This window comes from Bordetella genomosp. 10, assembly GCF_002261225.1.
Classification (GTDB): Bacteria; Pseudomonadota; Gammaproteobacteria; order Burkholderiales; family Burkholderiaceae_B; genus Bordetella_C.
Window position 1 is genome coordinate 394,431 of sequence record NZ_NEVM01000001.1, and the last position, 21,741, is coordinate 416,171.

Sequence of the window (21,741 nt, forward strand, 5' to 3'; positions counted from 1 at the left end):
TGCCTCAGTCCAGCTTGATGTGCGCCGTGGCGATCACCTTGGCCCATTTATCGATTTCCGCGTTCACGAAGGCCGCGAATTCGGGTTGCGTCATGGTTCCGGGGTCGGCGCCCTGTTCCAGGAAGAGCGTCTTCATCTTCGGCATGTTCAAGACTTCGCGCACGTCGGCGTTGATCTTGTTGCTCAATTCGGGTTTCATCCCCGCGGGGCCATAAAGGCCGAACCATGCGGTGGCTTCGAATCCCTTTACGCCGGATTCGTCCAGCGTGGGGATGTCGGGCGCCACGGACGAACGCTTGAGCGAGGTGACGCCCAGGGCCCGCAACTTGCCCGCCCTGACATGCTGCAGGACACCTGTGATCGAATCGAACATTACCGGGATCGTTCCGCCCAACAGGTCATTGAGCGCCGGCGCGGCGCCGCGGTAGGGAATATGCGTCATCTGGATGCCGGTCATGGACTTGAAGAGTTCGCCCGACAGGTGGTTCGCGCCGCCCGTGCCCGCGGAGCCGAAGCTCAACTTGTCCGGATTGGCCTTGGCGTACCGGATGAATTCCTGCACCGTCTTCGCGGGCACGGCGGGGTTGACCAGCAGGACGTTGGGAACCACGGCCACCTGCGCCAATGGCGTGAAGGCCGTCTTGGTGTCGTACGGCAGGTGCTTGTAGAGTCCCGGATTGATCACGTGATGGGTGGCCGTCACCATCAACGTGTATCCGTCAGGCGCCGTCCTTGCCAGTTGCTCGGAGAATATGGTCCCGCTCGCCCCCGACTTGTTTTCGACGACGACGGGAACGCCCCATTTCTGTCCTAAGCCGGTGGCGAGCTGGCGGGCGAGGATATCGGTGGTTCCTCCGGCGGGGAATGGCACGACGATCTTGACCGGTTGCGACGGCCAGGCCTGGCCGAATGCCAGACTCGCTGACAATGCCGCCACCAGGCCTGCCGACCATTTCGCTAATCCAAGTTTTATACCCATCGCCGAAGTCTCCTTTATCTTTTTTCGCTTTTCCTGAGGCCGGTCTGTGTTTCAGTGAGGAAACTCAGCCATGGCCTCGCCGACCGCGACCACCTCGTCGCGCTGGTTGCGCACCTCTACGTCGAGGCAGACCCAGCGGCTGTTCGAGGTTTTCTTGAGCGCGGTGATGCGGCCCCGGGGGGTAATGGTGTCGCCGGGTTTGACGGGACTCTTCCAGCGCGTTTCCAGGCGGCGCTCCACGGCGTTCTGCTCGTACAGCCAGTCGGTGAGCATCCTGGTGATGACCCCGAAGTTGTTCATGCCGTGCATGATGATTCCGCCGAAATTGGTCTTGCCGAAATCCCCCTTCATGTACTCGTCATCCAGGTGCAGCGGGTTGAAGTCCAGCGACGCCTCGCAGAAATCGCGAATGGTTTCGCGGGTGGGAGAGAAAGGGGCGCCCACGATTTCCTGGCCGACGCTCAGCTTGTCGTAACTCATATCCATGTCTCCTGTTGTCTTGCTTATTGCGGACGGATGGTCCAGCCGCGGCCGGAGCAGATCACTTCGTCGTTCTGGTTGAAGAACACGTTGTCGTGCACGACGAAAAGCCGGTCCTTCTTGATGAACTTGTCCAGCGCGCGGGCTTCCAGGCGGATAACGTCGCCGGGGCGGGCCGGAATGTTGTAGCTCCAGGACTGGCCGGCATTGACGGTGCCGGGGCTGCGCATCCAGTCGTCGGTGGGCGTGCAGGCGAACATCAGCAGGATGTGAATCGCGGGCGGCGCGATCAACCCTCCATACGAGGATTTCTTCGCGTATTCCTCGTCGAAGTACAGCGGATGCATATCGCCGACGACCCGGCAATACTTCTCGATGGCTTCGCGGGTGAGGGTGTAGGGGAGGGTCTTGCGAGGCTGGCCCGGGACGATGTCGTCCCAAATCTTGCGAAGGTTCGCGTCCTTCCAGAAGTCCGTCTCGAAGGTGGTCTCTTTCATGGCTTCCTTGCTGGTTTGAAATTGCGAAGGACATCTGTATAATGTCCGCTAAGCGGTCAATATAAACCGCTCTGCGATCATTATTTAAAAGTTTGAGACCGGCGTCAACGCGAGCACGGGAAATCCCCTATGGCTACTCCAGAGAGCGAATCCTTTGTCAGAACCTTCGCGCGGGGCTTGCGCGTCATCGAAGTGATGGGCCAGTCCACGGGCAGGCAGAACATCGCGCAAATCAGCGAGGCGGCGGAACTGCCGCGTACGGTGGTGCGGCGTCTATTGCTGACGCTGATCGATCTCGGTTTCGTGGGCGCGGACGAAAAGGACTACTGGCTCACGCCCAAGGTCCTGCGTTTGGGGATGACCTACCTTTACACCTTGCCTTTCTGGCGCCAGTCGCAACTGGTCCTGGAGGAGCTGGGCACGCGCATCAAGCAGTCGTGCGCCGTGTCCGTGCTGGACGACGGGGATATCGTCTATATCCAGCGTTTTCACACCAAGCGCATCCTGGCGTTCAGCCCGTCCATAGGCAGCCGCCTGCCTGCCTATACGGTGTCCATGGGACGGGTGCTCCTGAGCGGTCTGCGGGCAGACGAGCTCGACACCTATCTGTCCACGACCGAATTCACGCCGCTCACGCCGAAGACCACGACCGACAGGGAGGCCTTGCGCGCGGTGATTTCCAAGGTTCGGGAGCAGGGCTATGCCTGGTCGGATGCCGAATACGACGAATCCATCTGCGGACTGGCCGTGCCCATCCGCGGCCCGGGCGGCGCCGTCGTGGCGGCCGTGAACGTGAGCCTGATTTCGGGGGAATTCACGGAGGAACAGGCACGGACGGAGTTTCTGCCGCTCTTGAAACTCGCGGCGTCGAGGCTGAAGGAGCAGTAGCGCAGCCGTTCCCGCCGCGGGGTATAATCCCGCTTCCTGTCGGCGGAGTAGTGCGCCGGCACGGCATCCATGCGGGTGTAGTTCAATGGTAGAACGGCAGCTTCCCAAGCTTCATACGAGGGTTCGATTCCCTTCACCCGCTCCAAATCACGCTTCATACTCGGTGCGTCACTCTGGGAAGTGATTCCAAGTGATTGAATTTCAATGAGGTTTTTCCATCCCTAATGCTGTTGGGATCGGGAAAATGCCTCTCTAGCGTCCCCAGTCCGGTACATTTTTTGGCCCATCAATACGGGGGACCACGGGCGGATCGTGGATGCGGTCTCGATTAGCGGGCGACCAGCCTCAGCGAGGATCGAGCCGTACCCGGACACTGGGAAGGCGACCTGCTCTTCGGGATCTGTAATAGCCAGATTGCCACGCTGGTCGAGCGGCAGACGCGTTCCCTCATGCTGATCAAGGTGGCAACGAAGGGCACCGAAGCGGTCGTCAATGCCCTGATCAAGCAGGCACGAAGGCTGCCCATGAGGTATACAAATCTCTGTCGTGGGACCGGAGTAAAGAAATGGCTACGTATAAGCGTTTCACCTTGGCCACAGATATAAAGGTGTTCTTTTTCGATCCGCAGAATCCGTGGCAGCGCGGGACCAATGAAAATACCAATGGCCTGTTCAAGCAATACTTCCAAAAAGGCCTCGACCTCAGCGACTACTCGCAATCAAATTAGGTGCTATTACCAGGTGCTTAAACGAATGTCCGCGGAAGACGCTGAACTACGAAACACCGGCAGAGCGATTTAAACAAGCTGTTGAAACGACCGGCTGAATGCACAACCCAATATAGCCATTCAGTACCTTTCGAGTAAGTCTCAGCGCTGCGGCGGTCTCACCAAGTCGAAAACCATCCCCTAAATGCTGTGTACGCCGCGATCCGGTCATTTACGAATTTCATATGACTAGCGCCATAGTTAGAGTGGATCACTAATAAATATAATCAATCAGGTGCTTGCATAGATATTTAGTTGGGAAAATAGGTTGACCACGTCCGGATCAGTTGAATCTTCGGATAGAATCTTTTCACGCATCCGAATATGTGTAAAGGTCGATTTTGCACCTGAAGCTTGGCGAGCCTCTTCGCGCAACAAGTTGCAGTTACGAAGATGATTTGCTAAATCTTCCCAATATTTATTTCTTAGTATTTTGTCCGCTTGAATATCATCGCCCGGACGTAGCCAATACTGCCGGATTCTACATGCACTCCCTAGCAGCTTGAATATTGGATGCACAGCAAGTTCAGGTGAAGCGAGACCAGTGGCTACCGTGGCTGTGGCATTTCTTCCATGGCGAGTCAACCAGTCCTCTATTTCGCGGGAATCAACGATGTCATCCTTCCCTTCAAGTGCTACTTGGCGGGGCGAGGGAAAAGAAGATGAAAATATCGTTGCATCATTGGCTATTAGGCTCGTTACCTCGCACCCATTGAAAGACACGGCACTTAGATCGGCAGACCGACAATCGAGCTGATGGATGGAGACCTTCTCCAGCGACACTCGGCTTGCAGTTCCACGTATGACCGTTTCGTCGATTTCTGAATCTCTGATTATTTCGCCCTCTGGCAATAGCGAAAGCGTAGAGAGCACAAGTGCGCCTGCATTCCGGGCTGCCCTGTCAACCCCTCCATAGGTGCTAGCCATAGGCAACGAACGATTCACGAAAGCATTCAGTTGGGGAGCACTCGATTCCGCTGCTTTCGCAGCTACGTCGCCGAAAACAGCGATCAGCTCAGATCCAAGAACATTGCGCTTTAAAAACTTTGGAACCTCGCCATTGCCAATTGACTCGAGCACGGCAAGAGAAAGAAAATAATTGTGAAGATGGGAGTGAACGAATCCCTTGTAGCCGGGCCTTATATCAGGCTTCAACGGTGCGACTACGCTTGCGCGATTACGAATAAGACGGATAATTTCTTCAGGATAGCCACCCCCAAGCGTCATTTCAACGAGCCATGACAGCGTAGTTTCATCAAGCGCTTCTGCTTGTCCGTCCGCCATATCACGAGCGACTTCAATCAAAAATCGAAGTAAAAAGTCTTCCAACGCCTGGCGCGGAACAATGCTCTCAACGGCGTCTCCAAAAAGACCCGCTTCGCGCTCAAGCATGTGCTTGACAAGCAATGGGGTCAAGAAGCTATCAGTCTCCTCACGCAGCCTCTTTGGCGCGATGTTCGTGGCCATTAAATTAAGAAAAACTGGCCGAAGAGCGAATGACCCATCTTCTAGAAGTGATGCCACGGCTGGAATCTTAAAATGAACATCGGTCCAACCTTTAGTCCTTAGCCAATCCTGCGCCTGTGTTGGTGTAGCAGGCTCCAAGGTGAGGCTCGTGACCAAATCATAATTTTCACGCAAAGATTTCACATCTCTAAAAAGTCGGTCTCTACCTAAAAAGGTATCCCTGCCCGATAGAAGCACCACACCTTTGCCCCGTGCCGAAAATATCAAGTCATTAACTTGCGACCATGCCAATTCATAGCCATTAGGATCTCCCAACTCGTCAAACCCGTCCACCGCAACGGTTATAAGCCCATGCTTTAAGAGAATTGGAACTTGGTCATAGGTTGTATTTGATCGCAACGTCTGCAAACTAAACGCCATCAAATCCTGCAAGTTTGACAACACGCGACCGCGGCTCCGTACATGCAAGATCAGTGGCGATGGCGAAAGGCTATAACTTTCAGCCCGTAGAAGCGCCAACTGCTCGACAAGCTTTGTTTTTCCTATGCCGGCTGGGCCATCAATTAAAATAACCTCAGCTGCATCATCCGCTCTAGCGTCGGAATCTAACAAACCATTGACCTGTTGGATGCCTTCGATTTTGACTTTCTTATGAGTGCGTCCGTTAATTGGCAATAAATGCTTTTCTGATGCAGAAATCTTGCGTAAAAGTTCCGCCTGAGAAGCAGCCCATTTTCGAAGATTTGCAAAATCTTCAGAAGCAAGCATCGCAGCGAAAGACGAAAACCCTTTAACGGGGAAACCCGACTTCTTGAGAGAGATTTTCCCTGTCTCAACGTCAACTTCAACCTTGTACTCCCTCCCATCTCTTACAAACAGTGCGCTCAAAACATTTGATTTATGCGTGACCTTGGGTGAGTTTGTACCAATATCTACGAACGGCAGCAAATCGCTAGCCAATAGGTCTTTATTCAAAATCACATCTTCACCATAATATTTTCCAAATTTAGAAAATTCCCCGAACGCTTTCTGTTTTGCAGCATGAGTATCCTCGAAGAAGTTTTTGATAGCAATGCTTCAGCCGTGAACACAGGCGGCACTAGGTCATCGTCTTCAGCGACAACCACAATCCACTCGTCTGTCTGAGTTGCGGCGTTCGAGACAACGTCGGCAGCCAATGCCGTGTCAACCATTTTTTCTCCGAGCACTCCATGCTGTAACTGTAGCGTATTCGGTAAATGAATTCCAAGACGCGTATGCAACCGACTAGAGAGCGCATGCAGTAAACAATCTCCATATGCAACGTTCGAATCGAAGACTATGTTTCTTATCGGAGATAGATCTGCAAAGCTTATCGATGCCAACGCAGTAGTTATGGCCTTCCGATTGATGGTTGGCTCATATCCCTTGTGCCAACCATGATAAAGGCGAATCTGCACCCTAAAGCGGCCATCACGATCAACTTTATTTAGGCATCTCGCAATCCTTGCAACGGTCTTTTCGAGCGTAAGTTGCGCAGTCATGATCGGGTCTTTGCGTAATTTTTCCCCATTGATATAGATTTGAGAATTCCAATCCACGAAAGCTGAAACTGGCTGAATTCTAGCTCCCTGTGATTGTTCTTTTCGCGCCTCGTGGGACATCCATGTGACTCCTGGTTTACCAAACTATTGTACATTCTATGGTGGTGGTTACGTTAATGCCACATTGGAAGGGGCGCGACGATCTGAATCGCCCTGAATCTCTAGGTATTCTAATGACTGCTATTGGTTGTGCATTCAGCCGGTCGTTTCAACAGCTTGTTTAAATCGCTCTGCCGGTGTTTCGTAGTTCGGCGTCTTCCGCGGGCATTCGTTTAAGCACCTGGTAATAGCACCTAATTTGATTGCGAGTAGTCGCTGAGGTCGAGGCCTTTTTGGAAGTATTGCTTGAGCAGGCCATTGGTATTTTCATTGGCCCCGCGCTGCTACGGATTCTGCAGATCGAAAAAGAACACCTTTATATCTGTGGCCAAGGTGAAACGCTTATACGCAACCATTTCTTTACTCCGGTCCCACGACAGAGATTTGTATAGCTCATGGGCAGCCTTCGTGCCTGCTTGATCAGGGCATTGACGACCGCTTCGGTGTCCTTCGTTGCCACCTTGATCAGCATGAGGTAACGCGTCTGCCGCTCGACCAACGTGGCGATCTGACTATTACAGCTTCCGAAGAGCAGGTCGCCTTCCCAGTGTCCGGGTACCGCTCGATCTTCCGCTGAGGCTGGTCGCTCGCTAATCGAGATCGCATCCACGATCCGCCCGTGGTCATCCGTTTTTTGCGTATGGTGGCGCGATCGTCGCATGACTCGGGTACGTCGCAGATGCGCTACCAGCTCCTTTTTCAAAGCTCCGCGCGTTTGGATAAAGAGCGTCCGGTAAATGGTCTCGTGCGACACTTGGTAGCCCTTGTCCTCCCAATAAGCGCGTTTCAGCCACCCGGCGATTTGCGCTGGCGACCACTGCAAAGCCAACTTCTCGGCCACTAACTGCGCCAGATGACAATTGTCTGCTAGTTTGCAGATCTTAGGGCGACGTGCCCTGTCCCAGGTCGCCTGATCAGCTTGGCTTACACGGTATTCAGACTGCCCACCATTGCACTTGACCTCTCTGCTGGTGGTTGAGGACGCTCGCTTGGGCCGTGCGGCGATGGGGCGAATCCATTGACCGCGGACCAAGCCTCGAGAAATCTCTTCCCGCTCTGCCAAAGACAACGCTGCACAAGATCGACACCGCGGAGCGGGTTGAATACCGCCTGTCTCAGCAAGAATTCTCTGAATTGACGAATGGTTTCGGTCAAACAGTTGGGCAATCTGCTGGAGCGAATCACCCTTTCGCCAGCGCTCCCTCATTACGAGCTTCTGACTTTCCGTGTAGTAGATTCGAGGTCTCTGCTTCATTTGCAACACCTCTTCTGCTTGCGCAGCCGCTCGCACACGTTGACCGGATCCACACACGGAGCAGCTGCCGTACCGATGGTCAGCCTGGTCACTGATCGATTGATTGAGCTTATAGGCGCGTTGGCATCGAGTCTCACGATCGCAGTAGGCCGGATCGGAGAATAATAAAGCTGGTACCGCTATGGTCTGTAGGATTTAGTTCCATCCGGATGGCACTAAGCCCTTTCCGCGCCACTCCTCGACGCGATAGACATTCGCAAGTCCGCCCCACACTTCTTCATTCGCATGGTCTAGCACGATGATCTGCAATCTGGCGGTAGTGCGTGTGATGATGCGATCAAAAAGCGCAAATACCTTTCGTACTGCGACCACATCCTCATTTTTCCATTCCGGATCAAGTTCTTCTTCGAGGGTCTTTCCTGCTCTTCGAGCCGGGAAATAGACTTGGCTTGGTTGATCATAGACTAGCAACCCTGGCACGGGGTGATTGGGTTTACTGAGAAAGTAGCCCTGCAAAGAAAGGGTGAGCGCCACGTGGTATGCAAGCCAATTCGCACCGCTACCAATCTCCCAGAGAAAATCATCGCGTGTGCCGCGAATGACGTTCACAGTGAGATCTTGGATATTGAGGCGAATAGGAGCGTCCGGCCACTCTCCGTCAAGCTCCGGAACCAGTCTCGAAGAAATGGACTGGATGGTGTCCAGCGCGTTTTCCGTCTTGCGAGCTATTTCGTGTTCGGATATCAGCTTATTCAGATCCGCTACTTGCTCCCTCAACGCTGAAATCTCCTCATTAAGCACTGAAGATACGTCTGCCGCTTCATATAATCTTAGAGCTTCCTGCAGCCGGCCAAGAAAGCGCGAAATTTCCTCGCCGCGAGTGGTGACCTTGCGAGCTTCTGCCGACTGTCCTTCTAATGCTCTTATTTCTTGGCGCACTGCTGCAAGATCGGTAAGGATCGTCTCCACTGCTTCGCGCTGACGAAGCGTTTCTTTACCGAGAGATTCAGCAACACCCGGATGCGACCGCAGCCGAAGTTCAATACCCTCCAGCGCCTCGCAGAGTTGATCAATGCGCGCTCGTCCGGCATCGCTAGGTTCAAGCACCGCCGCTGGGCGTTCTGTGGCCAGCTCCCGAATCCAACTAGACAGTCCCAACCGGTCACGTTGGACATGGAGGCCGTCTCGGAATGTGTCGCTACTCTCATCCAGGCGCCGCAATTCGTGCAGCTGATTGCGAGACTGATTGAGTTCCATCCCAAGCTTAGATTCGATTGCTCGCAACTCGGTAAGCCTCGTCATAATGACGTCCATAGAGGCCAACGTTGGTGCGGCTGCGTGAGTGTCGCTTTGCATCACTACTCGAAGTAGGTCCACTATCGAAGGCCAATCGTTTGGCACCACTGTATGGGGTGGCAGCAGCCCGTACTCAATCGCTAGACGTGCCCATGCGAAGCCTTCTCGCTGCCAGGCTGCGCCAGAAGCCTGCCGGGTCTTCAATTCAGCTTCCTTTCGGCGAAGCTGCCGTGAGATGCGGTCCAACTCATGACGTGCTTGCAGAAGCTCGGGGCTAATAGCGCCGAGCAAATAGGGGAAAATGGTTTTGAGCTTTTCGCGATGGTCTGTGGTGTCAGCCTTGAAGAACATGACGTCAGGGTTAGCGATGATGTTCTGAGGCTGGAAAAGAAAGGCCATTAGATCGCGAAAGCTTGGTCGGGATTTGAATCTATCCTCGCTACCGGGCTCGAATTGCAGGTTAGAGAGGCCAGAAAGTCGATTCAGAACAGCCTTGACGTAGTCAACCGTTTGATTCCTTTTATGGATAATGGAAGGTGGCTCGATTTCCGACCCTTCCAAGAGCAACATGTCGCCAGATGCTTTCAAGTCACCGGGCTCTCGTCGAGCAAGCAGTTTTTGCCCTTCAAGGGTATCAACTAACACGCCAAACCAGGAACAACTCTCACGAATAACACCAACTGGAATAGCACACTTTTCTGAACCCAAGCAGTAGTCAATGATCGGTATGACCGATGACTTACCGGTCTTCGACGCCCCACTGATTACGTTGACCACACCGGGTTCAAACCTCACCACTCGCGGTTCCCCCCCGCGCCGTGGCCACAAGATAATCTGTCTCAGTTGAAAGTACATCAGAAATCCACTTTAAGTGTATGCACTACCTGTTGATCGGTGAGGCCCGCAAACCAGTAGCCGAGCCTTTCGCATGCAGGTCCAACGCGTCGAATCCGCTCGGGCAACGCTGGCATACCTAGGTCGTAAAGGCCAATTGACCAGAGCGTGGCCGTTGTTGGTTCGATCCGAATGAGGCCAGCCTGCTCTGCCCACACGAGCGACTCGAGGGTCAGCCGTCTTAGCGCCATAACCCGGCCATGAATTGCAATAAGGTCTTCCCGCTTGTCTCCAAGCTTGCCGGCGAAGAGGTGTAATCCCGATGCTTTATGGGTGCTCAGCACCATTGCCAAGGTTGGGCCATGCAATATCAGCGGGAGGACAAGGAACGCAAGGGGAAGTGTGCAGGAACGGCCATCCCGACCTTGATATCCAAGGCCGAACCTCCACAGCGAATAGGCACCCAGCGCCTCGTTCTGAACGAGCGCGGCTTCACTGAGGCGGCGTGACTGAACGATCTCGCTCATGTTTCGTCCTCCTTGTCTAGAAGGGCTTTGTGCTCTGGGTGCCAGCCGAGTTCTCGCCTATCCGCCAGATCGTTGAACACTCCGTGAGTGAAGTAACTTGGAACCGTGCGGCTACCTATAGGTACATCCAAAACCGAACATCGACCGTAGACGAGTCGCCCTCGCATGACTTCCGGCTTGTCCGAATGAAGATCGTGGATCTCGCTAGCCAACGCTTCGTGCCGACGCAGCAGCGAGGCCTCCCAATCCTCGAAGGTATTCTCGTAAATAAATCCTGCTTCGGCCCATTTCACCTTGTCGCCGGACGTTCGCATGAAGTCACTTGCTGCTCGCAGTTGCTGCGCCTCGGTGGCTTCGATCAGCTGCAGTTGCCGAACGAACATCGGTCGACTTGTGAGTACTGCCTTAGTATCGTCTGTCGTTGGAACTCCAGATAGTGAGGCTAAATAGCCGGGCATGTTGTTCTGCTGCACGAAGGCATGAAAGCTCTTCCGAAATTCTGAAACGTTTATCAGAGCCGGCCTGCCCTCACGGATAAGGCAGTCTGCCCTCGCCTTCGCCATCCCGACGGCGGCTTCGCAGATGACATCAAGGGAGCCATTTGGGATAGTGGCCGCTAGCAGAGTCCGCAGCGGCTGTATTGGATCTGCGTCGCCGCTGGAAATAGACATCTTGCAGATAACCTGGTTGCGAAGTGCAACTGACGCATCAAGAAATATTTGTACATTTGGCATGCACCTGGGCGGTTCTGCCTTCTTGCTGAGTTTGTCTTTGACGTGGTCGAGCAACCGATCTATGGCGTCTGGAGACCTTGCGTCATGAATAGCCATGCTGATCTTGCCGGACTTTGGCGGTGTTACGTATAGCCGAAACGCGGCTTTATCGCCATTAACCCTTTTGGACTCGACCGCGGCAAGCCAATTCGCAATGGTCTTCCAAAGATCCTCGGACCAGTCAGAAAGGGCATTGTGGGATAGAGAACTCTTGCATTGCTCCAATAGGACATTCCCATTGGCGTAATGGATAGCGACATCATCCAGAAGCTCCAACGACACGCTCGAATCCGGCGGGCCGCTGAGAAGGTGGTAGCAGAGCCTGACCGGCTGCAAGGAGAAACCCAGATATGGGCCTGGAGCGCTGTGCTTGACTAAGGCAGTCATACTGGGGACTCCAAGCCCACACGGTTATGGGCGCCTACCCATCGATAATTCGTAAATTCCATGCCGGTCCCTGGTTGCCACAATCCTTATTATTGATACATGTCTTGTTACGCTAGCGTAACAGCAACAAATGACGTAGCGATGGAAGATAGGGTAAATCCTAATCTTCATAGACTATGGGACCGATCACATGTCCGATATTTTTGCCCCTATGCTTTGTTTGCCAAGAACGCCCCTGCGGTCAAATCAATATCCGCACCGCTAATGCGCATCCGACGAGCAGCGTCCTGCCAATGATCGACAACCATGACTACCTCATTCATAATTCGCCGAGCTTGCACATCGCCCAGCCCATAAAAGGCGGCCGTGCTGAGGACCGTCTCTAGGCTAGGTCGATTATCAACGTCATCAATATTCAAGACATGCTCTGCCTTGTCGATATTCGGATTGACGTCAAACGCGGGTGCAAGTCTCCATCCTGTCTTGCCAAGCACGAATCCATGATTGCGAAGGTGGTCGTCGCGGTTGCCGACCGCGACGTTGAACGCCACGCGCCGAAATAGCTGTTCCAAGTCTGCATCCGCATGCTCGGCATCCCCCTGAGCTCGAATGAACTGCGCCAATTCCAGATAGCTCGTACCTTCACTTTGAGTCTTGCGAAGCAATGTCATCGCCGAGGCATAGAAGCGTCGCGAACTGTTGGCGCGATCGAACCTTTGGACGCAGAAGGTATGGAAGTCGTTGTTTAGCTTGATGAGCTTCGCAGGCGGTACGTCTATCCCCACTTCTTGCGCGAGTTGGTGAACGACATACTCCCAAGCTCCGACGTCTCGATCGTCATCCCTGGCTGGGAACTTGCCGATCCAGAGCGAGCCGTCGGTTTCGGTAAAGTTGGCCTTTGGCCTTGCACCACCCAAAGATGCGCCAGGGGCGACGAGTACGGCGAGCCACTTGCGAAGCGCATCCAGGTCATCGATACGCCGGTTGCTGAGCTGGTAGGCCACGGCCTCCAATTCTCGTAGCGTCGTCACTGGCGGAGCCGCCATTTTCTCGTCGCCAAGAAACTCTTCCGTACCTGGTCGGCGAAAGCGCAGGGCGCCTTGGCGAGTGAGGTCTTGCACGCCGATCAGGAAATCCCAGGCGTACAGCGTACGCGGAGGACGTTGCTCGTCCTTGGCCAGCAGCGCCTCGCGCCGCTTCATCAATGTTTGTCCCCAGCGGTCTGGCGACGAATCCAGGAAGATGCCGAAATTGCCTAGCTCAGGCTTGGGAAAGAAGGGGTGTTCGTCCAGAGAGAGGTCGGGGTCTAGCGCGAAGGCGCGAGGGTCTCGTAGCCAATCGCGTTCGTAATGGAAGCGGATCTGGCCGCGGTCATGGGCGAGCGTGCCGACCTTGTGTGCAGGGCCCTGGTCGTCGTCAAGCCATACCTCCAAGGTGTTGTCCAGCGTGCTCATGTTGGTTCCTCATCGTTTGAAGCTGATGAGGACTTGACCGTCTTTGCGCGGGTAGCGGTGCGGCGATTGGGCGCTGGCTCCAGCGCCAGATCTTGCAATTTCCGCCCAACTCTATCGTCGGCTCCGAGCTGATTGAGATCGCCCTCAAGGCCCAGCACCGCCAGAACCCGGACATAGGATCCCAGCGTAGCCCCAGCGTCTCCGGCTTCGACCTTGTACAAGGTCGTCCTTGAAATCCCCGCGCGTTGCGCGACGACGGCGTTGCTCAACTTGCGTCGTTTGCGAGCAAGGCGCAGCCGCTCTCCCAGCGCGGACAGGAGACGCTGCTCTTGAGGAAAGACGATAGGAGGTTTGCGTGGCATGTTCGCTATTATGGTCTATATGAATGTAATTTGTCCATAATAGCGTAAAATTATGATTTTGTGCTGAAGTCTGAGGAGAGTGGACAGCAGCCGTCAGACCGGTCCAAAACGCGGTACATCCTCGCTTTCTCAGCGGGAATACCACCTTATTAATCAAAGAGTTGGACGCTAGGTTTTGTTCCCTTCACCCGCTCCAAACCCATCTCGTCACTTTGGGAAGTCATCCCAAATGATTGAAATGCATGGCGCTGACTGGCGTACATATCTGAAGTAGGTCCGGCGTTATTCAAGTAACCTTTAGCCTACCTCCGTGCCAGTATGACAAGTATGCAAGACGATCTTTTCGGAGATGCGCTTCCCCAGCCTCCGGCCAAGTCCTCGAACCATGCGGCCTCTCGCGCGAATCCGAAGGTTTCCGCTCTTCGGGGCATGGCCAAGGTGCTTCCCGCGCCCGCGGCGCAGGAGTGGAGCGCGCTCGCGCGGCAGCTTCCGGCGCAACTGCGCTTTGGCGTCTCTACTTGGTCATACCCGGGCTGGGAAGGGCTGGTCTGGGATGGCGAATACGATTCGAGCACGCTGTCTAAGCATGGTCTTGGCGCCTACCATCAGCATCCGCTTCTGCGCACGGTTTGCGTGGACCGCACTTTCTGGCGCCCGTTGACGGCAAGCCAGTATGCCGCTTATGCGGGGCAGGTCGATGACGACTTCCGTTTCGTCGTCAAATGTCCCGCCAGCGTTACCGACGCCCAGGTGCGTGGCGAAGAAGGCAGGACGCGCGAGGCCAACCCGGTTTTTCTCGATCCGTCGCTGGCCGTCCAGGAATTCGTGCGGCCGACGCTCGAAGGCCTGGGCGCCAAGCTCGGCGTTCTGGTTTTTCAGTTGAGTCCTCTGCCCTTGGGGTTGCTGAGCCGCTCCGCAACGCTGTTTGAGAAGCTGGGCCGCATGCTGGCGGCTGTCCGGGAGGCTTTGTCCGCGCATGGCGGAGTGATCGTCGCGGTGGAAGTGCGGGACCCTGAACTACTGGGCCAGGCGCTGGTTGATACGCTCAAGGCGCACGGGGCTACTTTCTGCCTGGGCTTGCATGGCAAGATGCCGCCGATCGAAGAGCAACTGCCGATGCTGCGCGCGCTATGGCCGGGGCCGCTGGTCTGCCGGTGGAACCTGAACCGCGTTTTCGGCGCGTATGGTTATGCCGACGCGCAGAAAAAGCACGATCCGTTCAATGCCATTCTCAGCGAGGATATTCCTACTCGCACGGTGCTGGCGCGCACGATCCGCGGGATCACGGGCGCGGGCCAGCCGGCCTACGTGACAGTCAGCAACGACGCCGAGGGCTGCGCGCCGCTGTCCATCCAGAAACTGGCCCAGGCTATTGTGGTGTAGGGCCTGTCTGAGCAGGCTTGGCCGTCTTGACGACGTGCTCCAGGTGATGGCCGCAGAGAAGATGTGCCGGGGATGAAGCTACGACAGGCCGGCGCGTGATGCTTGAAGCTGGGCGATGGCCTTGGTGGCGAACGTTTGCCCCATGCTCTCGGCCATCGTCAGGAAGTGCAGCGCCTCATTCAGATCTCTGGGACCGAATAATCCCCCAAAATAATCGATGCCGAGTTGGAGCGTGGCATAGCCGTCATCGCGTGTCATGCCTCGCTGGTAAAGCGCTCGTACGCGCTCCTTTTGCTGGCGGACATGCTTGCCATTGGCCAGATAATCCGCCAACTTGGCGCAGGCATGGCCGCTGCCGTTGTAGATCGCCTGCCACAGCCAATAGATGTGGCGGAACATATCGGCTGGCTGGCCATATTGTCCTTCCAGGTAGATATTCTGTAGCTTGAGCGCGGCATTGATGTCATATCCGCGAGCTCCGCGTTCGAGCAGTTCAAGACCGCGGGCGATATCGACAGGAAGGCCGCCTTTCCCCTCAAGGTAAAGCCGGCCGAGATTATTCATGGCGGCAGCACATCCGCCTTCAGCAGCGCGTTCGAAATAGTGGCGCGCACGCTCCAGGTCCTGGGGTAGCTCTTCGCCGTGAAAGTGCATCGAGCCAATATTATTGAGCGCGTCGGCATCCCCTTGTTTCTCCCCCAGCCGATAGAAGATCAGCGCCTTTTTCCGATCAACGTCCAGGCCGTCCATTCCCTGATCCAGGCGATCGCCCATGACATAGGCGGCCTTGGGTTCGCCCCGCTCAGCCATTTCGATGAGGTCAAAGGGAAGGGTTTCGTAGAGATGATCCCAGGGCGGGAGTGGGCGGCTTCCGGCGAACTGCTCGGCGCAACGACGTTCGTGCCGAGTGAGGCGAAATTTCTTGAAAAGCATCGCTAGTCGTTCCCTATGCGTGTCTGAGGCAGGAGCATGGGGCCTTGATCATCGTGGCGACCTGTACGGGGCAATCTGTTCGCTTTGCATCACGCTTGGTCGCCTCTCATCGCCAGCCATGTCTCCACTGCAAGCCATCAATTTGATAAAAGTCCAACACCCGCTCAAATCGGGTGCACAACAGACGAACTCCCATCCACGCGTCAAGCGCGAAACCTCGTTGGGGGATGTCGTCCGAGACCGCGCAGAGCTTTCTCGCCTGTGTAAAGGGGGTTAGCTACCCTACGCGAGATCTGTATGGCCTCATGCGGAGATTGTTATTTCGGTATGGCAGAACGCAGGCGATTGAGACGGTCAGCGACGTGCGGCGGCGGTTTTCCCTGGTTGAAATACTCATACATCAAAGGGTTGGCGGCATAGAAATGACTCGCCAGTTCGATCCAGGTATGGACATCAAGCGATCCGTTGAGCTTAAAGACCTTTTTTGACTTCGGTTTGACGTGCAGATGGCTTTTGTAGATCAGATTGAAGTCACTGTCTTTGCGCAGGCTGTGCTCGTCGGCGCTTAAGTACTGAATGGCGCCATCGAAATGGCGGAATGAATGGGCGCGGACGTCATACTCGGCATGAAGGTAGCGTGCTGGGCGCCAGCTTTTGCCGTTTTCTTCCAACTGCACCTCTTCGTGTTTCAGTTCGAGTGCCTGGAACGTGCGGATGGGACCATCTGTCCATTTAACATCTACGCAGTATGTATTGGCGTACCAAGACGCGATGTGCTGCGTGTCGAGATCTGTTGGCGGGCGGAGCTTGGTCGTACCTGCGACAATTCGAGCTATGTCTTGGTTGAATGGGGGGCCATACCAAGTATCGAATTCTAAGATCAACGGTCCGTCGACATCAATGCGGACCCTGTCTTCATCAAGGGCGACGTACTTGTCTAGATCAGGCTGTTCTAGACGCCAGAATATGTCAATGAACCGCGGCGCCCAATTGTTGAGGGGGTGCATGGCTCGCCTGAAGCAGGGGTGCGCTAAGACAACAAATCCGTCAGCCTGCAAACAACCAGCGCCAAACTTGGTAGGCCTCAAGGCAGCCTTGAGGGCACTCCAGCAGTAGAGTCCATCGCTGGGATCTGGGCTTACGTCTAGCAGTGCGCGCAAAAGTTGCGGATGGCGCGCCGTGATTCCTGTGGTGTGGCTGTAACGGAAGTCCTCGTCTTCCAGGTGGATACCTTTGGCGGCTGCGCGTTGTCGAAAGCGCTCAATGAGGCCCGCCGCCGCTTGAAGTTCACGCGTCTCCGTTTCGCGCAGCGATTGCCAATATCTAGCTTGCATATCAGCTTCTTCTTGTGGCGTCATGGATTTTCTCTGGGGTGACTGGACTCGGAAGTCTGGACATATTTCGGCCGGACAGCGCAGTCTGGTGCTCGGTTGGTGATTGGCTGTTATCGCATAGTAGTGGTGAGCAGGCATCAAGGTGCTGTAAGACTGCTTATCCCAAGAGAGGGTGGCGAACCTCGCACCCGGATGTCGATGGCCCCCTTGAGAAACAGAAGGTAGATCATCCGTTCATGTCGGCGCAAAAGGCTCAAGCCAGCTCGAGCGGAATCATCACCTGGAGCCGTTCGGCACGCCTCGTCTCGAACGCCTGCACCAAGCCCCTCACCCAGCCCGCCAATGCGCCGCCATTCCCGGAGCCTGCCCGGTAACCGGGTCGCTCTCCGCGAACGGCAGCGTCGCGATGCGTAAGAGCATCTGCGCGGTTGGGGCGCTGCGGCACAGGTCCGGCGACTGGCCCAGTCCGTAGCCGCCTACCACCAGGAAATCGCTGCTCTGCTCCAGCCGGCAATGGCCCGTGCCCGCCGGGAGCACCACCACGTCGCCGGCCGTCACTTCGACCTCCTTTCCGCCGGGGCCGCCCAGCATCAGCCGGGCTCTGCCCGTCGCGAAGCCGAGTACTTCATGGGCCGTGGAGTGGTAGTGGTGGAATGGGTAGACCGTGTAGCGCCACGCCGCGGGCCAGGCATTGCGGTTGAACAATGCCTCGAATGCGGCTGCCGCGTCGGCGCCGCGCGCGGCCACCGCGCCACGGTAGAACAGCACGGGCAGGGTGGGGTGGTTGGGCACCCAGTCGTGAGGCTGGAACATCCATTGTTCAGGGGACATAGGCTTGGCCGATGCATGTTGGGCCGGCAACCAGCCGGCCAATGCCAGCAAAGTCGCGGTCTTCATCAGGGTACGCCGGTCCGCGGATAGGCCATCCTGGGTTCCGGCGGCGGAATCTTCTGGTCTCGGGTTCCTGGACGCGGTGTTCGCGGCGGCGCCGCGCCAGAGACTTGGCGTTCGCCTGATCATAGGCTTTTCTCCGTTCGATTACGGTGTCGTCGGGCCTGTCGGGCGTCGGTGCGATTTATCTCTCATAGATCCTGTCCCCGCACCGGCGTGCAGCCGGCGGCGCGAATCAGCTCTGCCGTTACCCGGCCGGCCTCGTCGTCGGTATAGCTGTAGAGCGCCTCGCCACAGCCTGGCCCCAGCGAATTCGCATTGATGCTGTTGAAGGCGCGCACGAAGCGGGTGCCCGCGAACAGGCGCGCGGAATAGCGGGCGACGCCGGCCGCGCGCGCGGCGACGGCGATGTCGCCGTCGCGGGCCGGATAGGCGTTGTCGACGTCGATCAGGATCTTGCCGGCGAGCTTGGCCCCGTACTGCTTGGCGATCTCCGGTTCGGCGCGATAGGGCACCGCCAGCACGACGACGTCGCCCCGGTCGATGGCCTGGTCCACGCTGCCGGCGCTGGCATTGGGGCCGATGCCGGCGACCAATGCCTGGAGTCGCCGCGGATCGCGCGTGGCGAAAACCACCTTGTATCCGGCCTTGGCCCACAAGGCGCCCAGGGCGCTGCCTTCGTGTCCGGCGCCGATGATGCCGATGGTCGGCTTGCCATCCGCGGCGGCGGGAAGCGGGGAGATAGCCAGCGCGGCCAGCGCCAGCGGCAACAGGCAGGAGAAAACGGATCGGCGCGAACCCTGCGGATGGGAGTCGGAGAATGGCATGAGACCTCCTTGCGTCAGTACTCTTCGTAGCGGGCCGGATCCTGATCGAAGGTGCGGCCGTCAGGACGCGCAAGCGTTGCAATCGACGCCATGTCGTCCGGGGTCAGCGCGAAATCGAAGATGGACAGGTTCTCGCGTTGACGTTCGTCGCTTGCCGCCTTCGGCAACGCGACGACACCCAGTTGCAGATGCCAACGCAGGATGACCTGCACGATACTCCGATCCAGGCGACGGGCGATGCCCTCGATCAGTGGCTCCCGCAGCAACTGGTTGGCGCGGCCCAACGGACTCCACGCCTGCGTGACGATGTCGTGTGCCGTGTCGAAGGCGCGTTGCGCCTCCTGCGGGAAATACGGGTGCAGCTCGATCTGGTTGATGGCAGGCGTAACGCCGGTTTCCGCGATGAGTTTCTCGAGATGCTCGGGCAGGAAATTGCAGACGCCGATCGAGCGCACCAGCCCTCGTTTGCGAGCCTCGATCAATGCCTGCCACGCTTCGACGTAAAGTCCCTTGCCGGGATTGGGCCAGTGGATAAGGTAAATATCGTAATAGTCCAGCCGCGCGCGATAAAGCGATTCCTCGATGGTCGCCAGGGCCTGGTCGAAACGGTGATGCCGGCCGGGCAGCTTGGACGTGATCCGCAATTGAGCCCGCGGCACGCCGGCTGTCCGAACGGCTTCTCCCAGCGCGCCTTCGTTTTCATAGTTGAACGCCGAGTCGAGCAGGCGGTAGCCGTTCCGGATGGCGGCGGCCATCGCCTTGACACCCTCGCGCCCGTTGAGCTTGTAGGTGCCGAAACCTATCGCCGGAATATGGACGCCGTCGTTCAAGGCTAGTTGCGGGATCGCCGTTTCGGTCATTCTTGATTTCCTCGCTTTATTCGTCAGTGACCGCGTCCTGGAGTGCCGCGAAGCCACCCATCCAAACCTCGATGTTGCATTGCAATAATCTTCCGCTCACTGCGCGTGGCGAAAAATGAGGTGATTCCAGGAACAGCTTACGGAAAATCCGGGAAATCAATACATGGCTGCTCGTCTCGGAAGCGGACGGCCGTCGATGCTTTTCAGCCAGGCAGTGAGCGTGTTGGAACCCTTGACGCGCTGACGCGGCCTTCCGCGGGGTGTGCCGTCAGGCGCTGTATCGGCACCTGCACCAGCGATTCGAACACGCGCGGATCGCCAAATCCTCGTGCGGCCAGCATGGCCCCATGCACCGAAGACATGAAGAATTTCGCCTCGATCAGCGGGCTGGCTTCCAAACGGAACTGTCCCTTGGCCGCGCCGCGTTCCAGGATCGCCGCGAGCCAAGCCGTGAGATCCGCGAAGTGCCCCTGCACCTCGGCAGCCACTTCGGCAGGAAGGGTGGGAAGCTCGGCCGCCAGCATGGCGCAGATGCAGAACGAGGACGTGCCGTTCTTGATGCACGTGGACCAGTAGTCGGCATAAGCGTTCAGTTCCGCCGCCGGGTCGGCAAGTTGCCGATCGAGCATCGCCAGGCCTTCACGCGCCTCCGCCCGATACCGCGCCACCACCTCGCGCACCAGGTCGGCCTTGGTGGGGAAATGGTAGTGAATACTCGCCTTGCTGATCTGCACGCGAGCAGAAATGTCCGCATAGCTGAAGCCGTTATATCCCCCGGTCTCCAGCAGGGATCGAGTAAGCGTCACGATTTCGGCCGCTTTCGGAGAAAGCTCTGCGTACATGGCAATGTCATCCAGGTTCATCTCCTGACGATTCTACCAGTAGGTAGACAGCAGGCCAGGTGCCGGGGACCACCGCCGATCAGATTTGACCAAGTGGCGCTATGTAATTTCAGCAGGTAAACGTCTGTTCAAGGGACGCGGCGCTACCCAGTGGTACCACGGCATCTCAAGGTGGCATGTTGACTGTTAATCTACTAGTAGGTTAGGATTGGCTAAATCAGACCAGGTCGATATGAGGCGAAAAGTACCCTCACTCGGCCTATCCGCCATTCTGGTGCCACGGACTGAAGCCAGCACCTCACGCCTATAGCAGGGGTCACTGTAGCCTTATTGTTTACCTACTACTAGGTAGATAGTGGCTTTCTGATTCCCTCAATCCCTCGGAGAACCAACATGCAAAGCGCCAACACAACCCCTGATCGATCGCCAAACCAGTGGCTCCAGACCTACTACTTCCTGCGAACGGGAGTGTCGATTGCCTGGATCGCCCTCGCGGCCATCGTGGGCAAGCACAATCCCGCCATCGGCGCGGTCCTGCTTGTCGCCTATCCCGCCTGGGACGCGTTCGCCAATTATCTCGACGCACGCAGAAGCGGAGGCCTCGGCGCCAATCCATCGCAAAAGTTCAACCTCGTCGTCAGCGTCATCGTCGCGCTTGCCGTCTGCGGGGCGCTTATCGTCGGCATGCCCACGGTGATCACGGTGTTCGGCGCTTGGGCGATCTTTTCCGGTTTGCTGCAGTTGGCCACCGGCGTGCGGCGCTGGAAAACCTCCAGCGGCCAGTGGCCGATGATACTTAGCGGCGCCCAGTCCGCGCTCGCCGGCGTATTCATGTTCCATCAGGCCCGCAGCGGCATGCCCTTGGATGTGACCACGGTTGCGCCCTACGCCGCCTTCGGCGCGTTCTACTTCCTCATTTCGGCGATCTGGCTGACCGTCAAGAACCTCCGTCAAGGGTCCGCGCTTGCCGGTTGAAGTACGTCCGGCCAAGTACAAAAGTACCAGCCAGCGTAGTGCGGTGTAA

General features: G+C 56.6%; 19 protein-coding genes, 1 tRNA gene and 2 pseudogenes. 5 read left to right on the plus strand and 17 right to left on the minus strand.

The features are described from left to right. Positions 1-4: 4 nt before the first annotated feature. From CAL29_RS01735 to CAL29_RS01745, 3 genes are all read right to left on the minus strand, one after another. Positions 5-937, minus strand: a complete 933-nt coding sequence (locus CAL29_RS01735) for a tripartite tricarboxylate transporter substrate binding protein (RefSeq protein WP_306430678.1) — start codon at positions 935-937, stop codon at positions 5-7. A 93-nt stretch (positions 938-1,030) separates the two neighbouring features. Next, entirely contained in the window at positions 1,031-1,459 is a 429-nt protein-coding gene (locus CAL29_RS01740) for a MaoC family dehydratase (protein ID WP_256977123.1), read from the minus strand. A 23-nt stretch (positions 1,460-1,482) separates the two neighbouring features. Continuing rightward, a complete protein-coding gene (locus tag CAL29_RS01745; protein ID WP_094851285.1) occupies positions 1,483-1,956 on the minus strand; it encodes a MaoC family dehydratase in 474 nt (157 codons plus the stop codon). 129 nt (positions 1,957-2,085) lie between these two features. On the opposite strand from CAL29_RS01745, the gene CAL29_RS01750 reads away from it, so the two are divergent. The 3 genes and pseudogenes from CAL29_RS01750 to CAL29_RS01760 form a co-directional block, all read left to right on the plus strand. Beyond that, positions 2,086-2,844, plus strand: coding sequence for an IclR family transcriptional regulator domain-containing protein (locus tag CAL29_RS01750; protein WP_094851286.1), 759 nt, complete (start codon positions 2,086-2,088; stop codon positions 2,842-2,844). Between the two features lie 71 nt (positions 2,845-2,915). Continuing rightward, positions 2,916-2,989 (plus strand) — tRNA-Gly (locus CAL29_RS01755). 146 nt (positions 2,990-3,135) lie between these two features. Continuing rightward, a pseudogene (locus CAL29_RS01760) lies at positions 3,136-3,669 on the plus strand (IS30 family transposase); the annotation flags it as partial. Between the two features lie 172 nt (positions 3,670-3,841). On the opposite strand, the gene CAL29_RS31165 reads toward CAL29_RS01760, so the two are convergent. From CAL29_RS31165 to CAL29_RS01790, 8 genes and pseudogenes are all read right to left on the minus strand, one after another. Continuing rightward, positions 3,842-6,058, minus strand: a complete 2,217-nt coding sequence (locus CAL29_RS31165; protein WP_143277584.1) for a hypothetical protein — start codon at positions 6,056-6,058, stop codon at positions 3,842-3,844. Then, positions 6,055-6,720: an NYN domain-containing protein gene (locus tag CAL29_RS31170; RefSeq protein ID WP_143277585.1), complete on the minus strand. Its 666-nt coding sequence runs from the start codon at positions 6,718-6,720 to the stop codon at positions 6,055-6,057. Before CAL29_RS31170 ends, CAL29_RS31165 begins: the two co-directional genes overlap by 4 nt. A gap of 135 nt (positions 6,721-6,855) precedes the next feature. After that, a pseudogene (locus CAL29_RS01765) lies at positions 6,856-8,014 on the minus strand (IS30 family transposase). 195 nt (positions 8,015-8,209) lie between these two features. Continuing rightward, positions 8,210-10,165 carry a DUF3732 domain-containing protein gene (locus tag CAL29_RS01770; RefSeq protein ID WP_094851287.1) on the minus strand — a complete coding sequence of 652 codons (1,956 nt, stop codon included), beginning with the start codon at positions 10,163-10,165 and terminating at the stop codon, positions 8,210-8,212. Next, positions 10,165-10,671 (minus strand): three component ABC system middle component, encoded by a 507-nt coding sequence (locus CAL29_RS01775; protein WP_094851288.1) that lies wholly within the window; start codon positions 10,669-10,671, stop codon positions 10,165-10,167. Before CAL29_RS01775 ends, CAL29_RS01770 begins: the two co-directional genes overlap by 1 nt. Next, the gene (locus CAL29_RS31175) at positions 10,668-11,831 is read right to left on the minus strand and encodes an ABC-three component system protein (RefSeq protein WP_143277586.1); all 1,164 of its coding nucleotides are present in this window, start codon (positions 11,829-11,831) and stop codon (positions 10,668-10,670) included. The genes CAL29_RS01775 and CAL29_RS31175 overlap by 4 nt, the downstream gene beginning before the upstream one ends. Before the next feature lie 209 nt (positions 11,832-12,040). Continuing rightward, a complete protein-coding gene (locus tag CAL29_RS01785) occupies positions 12,041-13,285 on the minus strand; it encodes a type II toxin-antitoxin system HipA family toxin (RefSeq protein WP_094851290.1) in 1,245 nt (414 codons plus the stop codon). After that, positions 13,282-13,647: a helix-turn-helix domain-containing protein gene (locus tag CAL29_RS01790; RefSeq protein WP_094851291.1), complete on the minus strand. Its 366-nt coding sequence runs from the start codon at positions 13,645-13,647 to the stop codon at positions 13,282-13,284. The genes CAL29_RS01785 and CAL29_RS01790 overlap by 4 nt, the downstream gene beginning before the upstream one ends. Positions 13,648-13,974: 327 nt before the next feature. Between CAL29_RS01790 and CAL29_RS01795 the strand changes: the two genes are divergently transcribed. Then, positions 13,975-15,030 (plus strand): DUF72 domain-containing protein, encoded by a 1,056-nt coding sequence (locus tag CAL29_RS01795; RefSeq protein WP_373559685.1) that lies wholly within the window; start codon positions 13,975-13,977, stop codon positions 15,028-15,030. A gap of 78 nt (positions 15,031-15,108) precedes the next feature. On the opposite strand, the gene CAL29_RS01800 is transcribed toward CAL29_RS01795, so the two are convergent. The 6 genes from CAL29_RS01800 to CAL29_RS01825 form a co-directional block, all read right to left on the minus strand. Further along, positions 15,109-15,963: a tetratricopeptide repeat protein gene (locus CAL29_RS01800; RefSeq protein ID WP_094851293.1), complete on the minus strand. Its 855-nt coding sequence runs from the start codon at positions 15,961-15,963 to the stop codon at positions 15,109-15,111. A 317-nt stretch (positions 15,964-16,280) separates the two neighbouring features. Continuing rightward, positions 16,281-17,321 (minus strand): hypothetical protein, encoded by a 1,041-nt coding sequence (locus CAL29_RS01805; RefSeq protein ID WP_143277587.1) that lies wholly within the window; start codon positions 17,319-17,321, stop codon positions 16,281-16,283. Positions 17,322-17,624: 303 nt separating this feature from the next. Then, complete coding sequence (locus CAL29_RS01810) at positions 17,625-18,194, minus strand: cupin (protein WP_306430670.1); 570 nt, start codon at positions 18,192-18,194, stop codon at positions 17,625-17,627. 185 nt (positions 18,195-18,379) lie between these two features. Next, a complete protein-coding gene (locus tag CAL29_RS01815) occupies positions 18,380-19,015 on the minus strand; it encodes an NADPH-dependent F420 reductase (RefSeq protein ID WP_094851295.1) in 636 nt (211 codons plus the stop codon). A 14-nt stretch (positions 19,016-19,029) separates the two neighbouring features. Further along, positions 19,030-19,875 carry an aldo/keto reductase gene (locus tag CAL29_RS01820; RefSeq protein WP_094851296.1) on the minus strand — a complete coding sequence of 282 codons (846 nt, stop codon included), beginning with the start codon at positions 19,873-19,875 and terminating at the stop codon, positions 19,030-19,032. Between the two features lie 203 nt (positions 19,876-20,078). Then, entirely contained in the window at positions 20,079-20,738 is a 660-nt protein-coding gene (locus CAL29_RS01825) for a TetR/AcrR family transcriptional regulator (RefSeq protein ID WP_256977125.1), read from the minus strand. 372 nt (positions 20,739-21,110) lie between these two features. Between CAL29_RS01825 and CAL29_RS01830 the strand changes: the two genes are divergently transcribed. Next, a complete protein-coding gene (locus CAL29_RS01830; RefSeq protein WP_094851298.1) occupies positions 21,111-21,692 on the plus strand; it encodes a DUF308 domain-containing protein in 582 nt (193 codons plus the stop codon). Positions 21,693-21,741 lie beyond the last annotated feature (49 nt).

Excerpts from the sequence above, each read along its gene's own strand:
- CAL29_RS01740 (WP_256977123.1), bottom strand. The coding sequence starts at position 1,459 with ATGAGTTACGACAAGCTGAGCGTCGGCCAGGAAATCGTGGGCGCCCCT.
- CAL29_RS01745 (WP_094851285.1), bottom strand. The coding sequence starts at position 1,956 with ATGAAAGAGACCACCTTCGAGACGGACTTCTGGAAGGACGCGAACCTT.
- CAL29_RS01750 (WP_094851286.1), top strand. The coding sequence starts at position 2,086 with ATGGCTACTCCAGAGAGCGAATCCTTTGTCAGAACCTTCGCGCGGGGC.
- CAL29_RS31170 (WP_143277585.1), bottom strand. The coding sequence starts at position 6,720 with ATGTCCCACGAGGCGCGAAAAGAACAATCACAGGGAGCTAGAATTCAG.
- CAL29_RS01770 (WP_094851287.1), bottom strand. The coding sequence starts at position 10,165 with ATGTACTTTCAACTGAGACAGATTATCTTGTGGCCACGGCGCGGGGGG.
- CAL29_RS01775 (WP_094851288.1), bottom strand. The coding sequence starts at position 10,671 with ATGAGCGAGATCGTTCAGTCACGCCGCCTCAGTGAAGCCGCGCTCGTT.
- CAL29_RS31175 (WP_143277586.1), bottom strand. The coding sequence starts at position 11,831 with ATGACTGCCTTAGTCAAGCACAGCGCTCCAGGCCCATATCTGGGTTTC.
- CAL29_RS01785 (WP_094851290.1), bottom strand. The coding sequence starts at position 13,285 with ATGAGCACGCTGGACAACACCTTGGAGGTATGGCTTGACGACGACCAG.
- CAL29_RS01790 (WP_094851291.1), bottom strand. The coding sequence starts at position 13,647 with ATGCCACGCAAACCTCCTATCGTCTTTCCTCAAGAGCAGCGTCTCCTG.
- CAL29_RS01795 (WP_373559685.1), top strand. The coding sequence starts at position 13,975 with ATGCAAGACGATCTTTTCGGAGATGCGCTTCCCCAGCCTCCGGCCAAG.
- CAL29_RS01800 (WP_094851293.1), bottom strand. The coding sequence starts at position 15,963 with ATGCTTTTCAAGAAATTTCGCCTCACTCGGCACGAACGTCGTTGCGCC.
- CAL29_RS01805 (WP_143277587.1), bottom strand. The coding sequence starts at position 17,321 with ATGACGCCACAAGAAGAAGCTGATATGCAAGCTAGATATTGGCAATCG.
- CAL29_RS01810 (WP_306430670.1), bottom strand. The coding sequence starts at position 18,194 with ATGAAGACCGCGACTTTGCTGGCATTGGCCGGCTGGTTGCCGGCCCAA.
- CAL29_RS01815 (WP_094851295.1), bottom strand. The coding sequence starts at position 19,015 with ATGCCATTCTCCGACTCCCATCCGCAGGGTTCGCGCCGATCCGTTTTC.
- CAL29_RS01820 (WP_094851296.1), bottom strand. The coding sequence starts at position 19,875 with ATGACCGAAACGGCGATCCCGCAACTAGCCTTGAACGACGGCGTCCAT.
- CAL29_RS01825 (WP_256977125.1), bottom strand. The coding sequence starts at position 20,738 with ATGAACCTGGATGACATTGCCATGTACGCAGAGCTTTCTCCGAAAGCG.
- CAL29_RS01830 (WP_094851298.1), top strand. The coding sequence starts at position 21,111 with ATGCAAAGCGCCAACACAACCCCTGATCGATCGCCAAACCAGTGGCTC.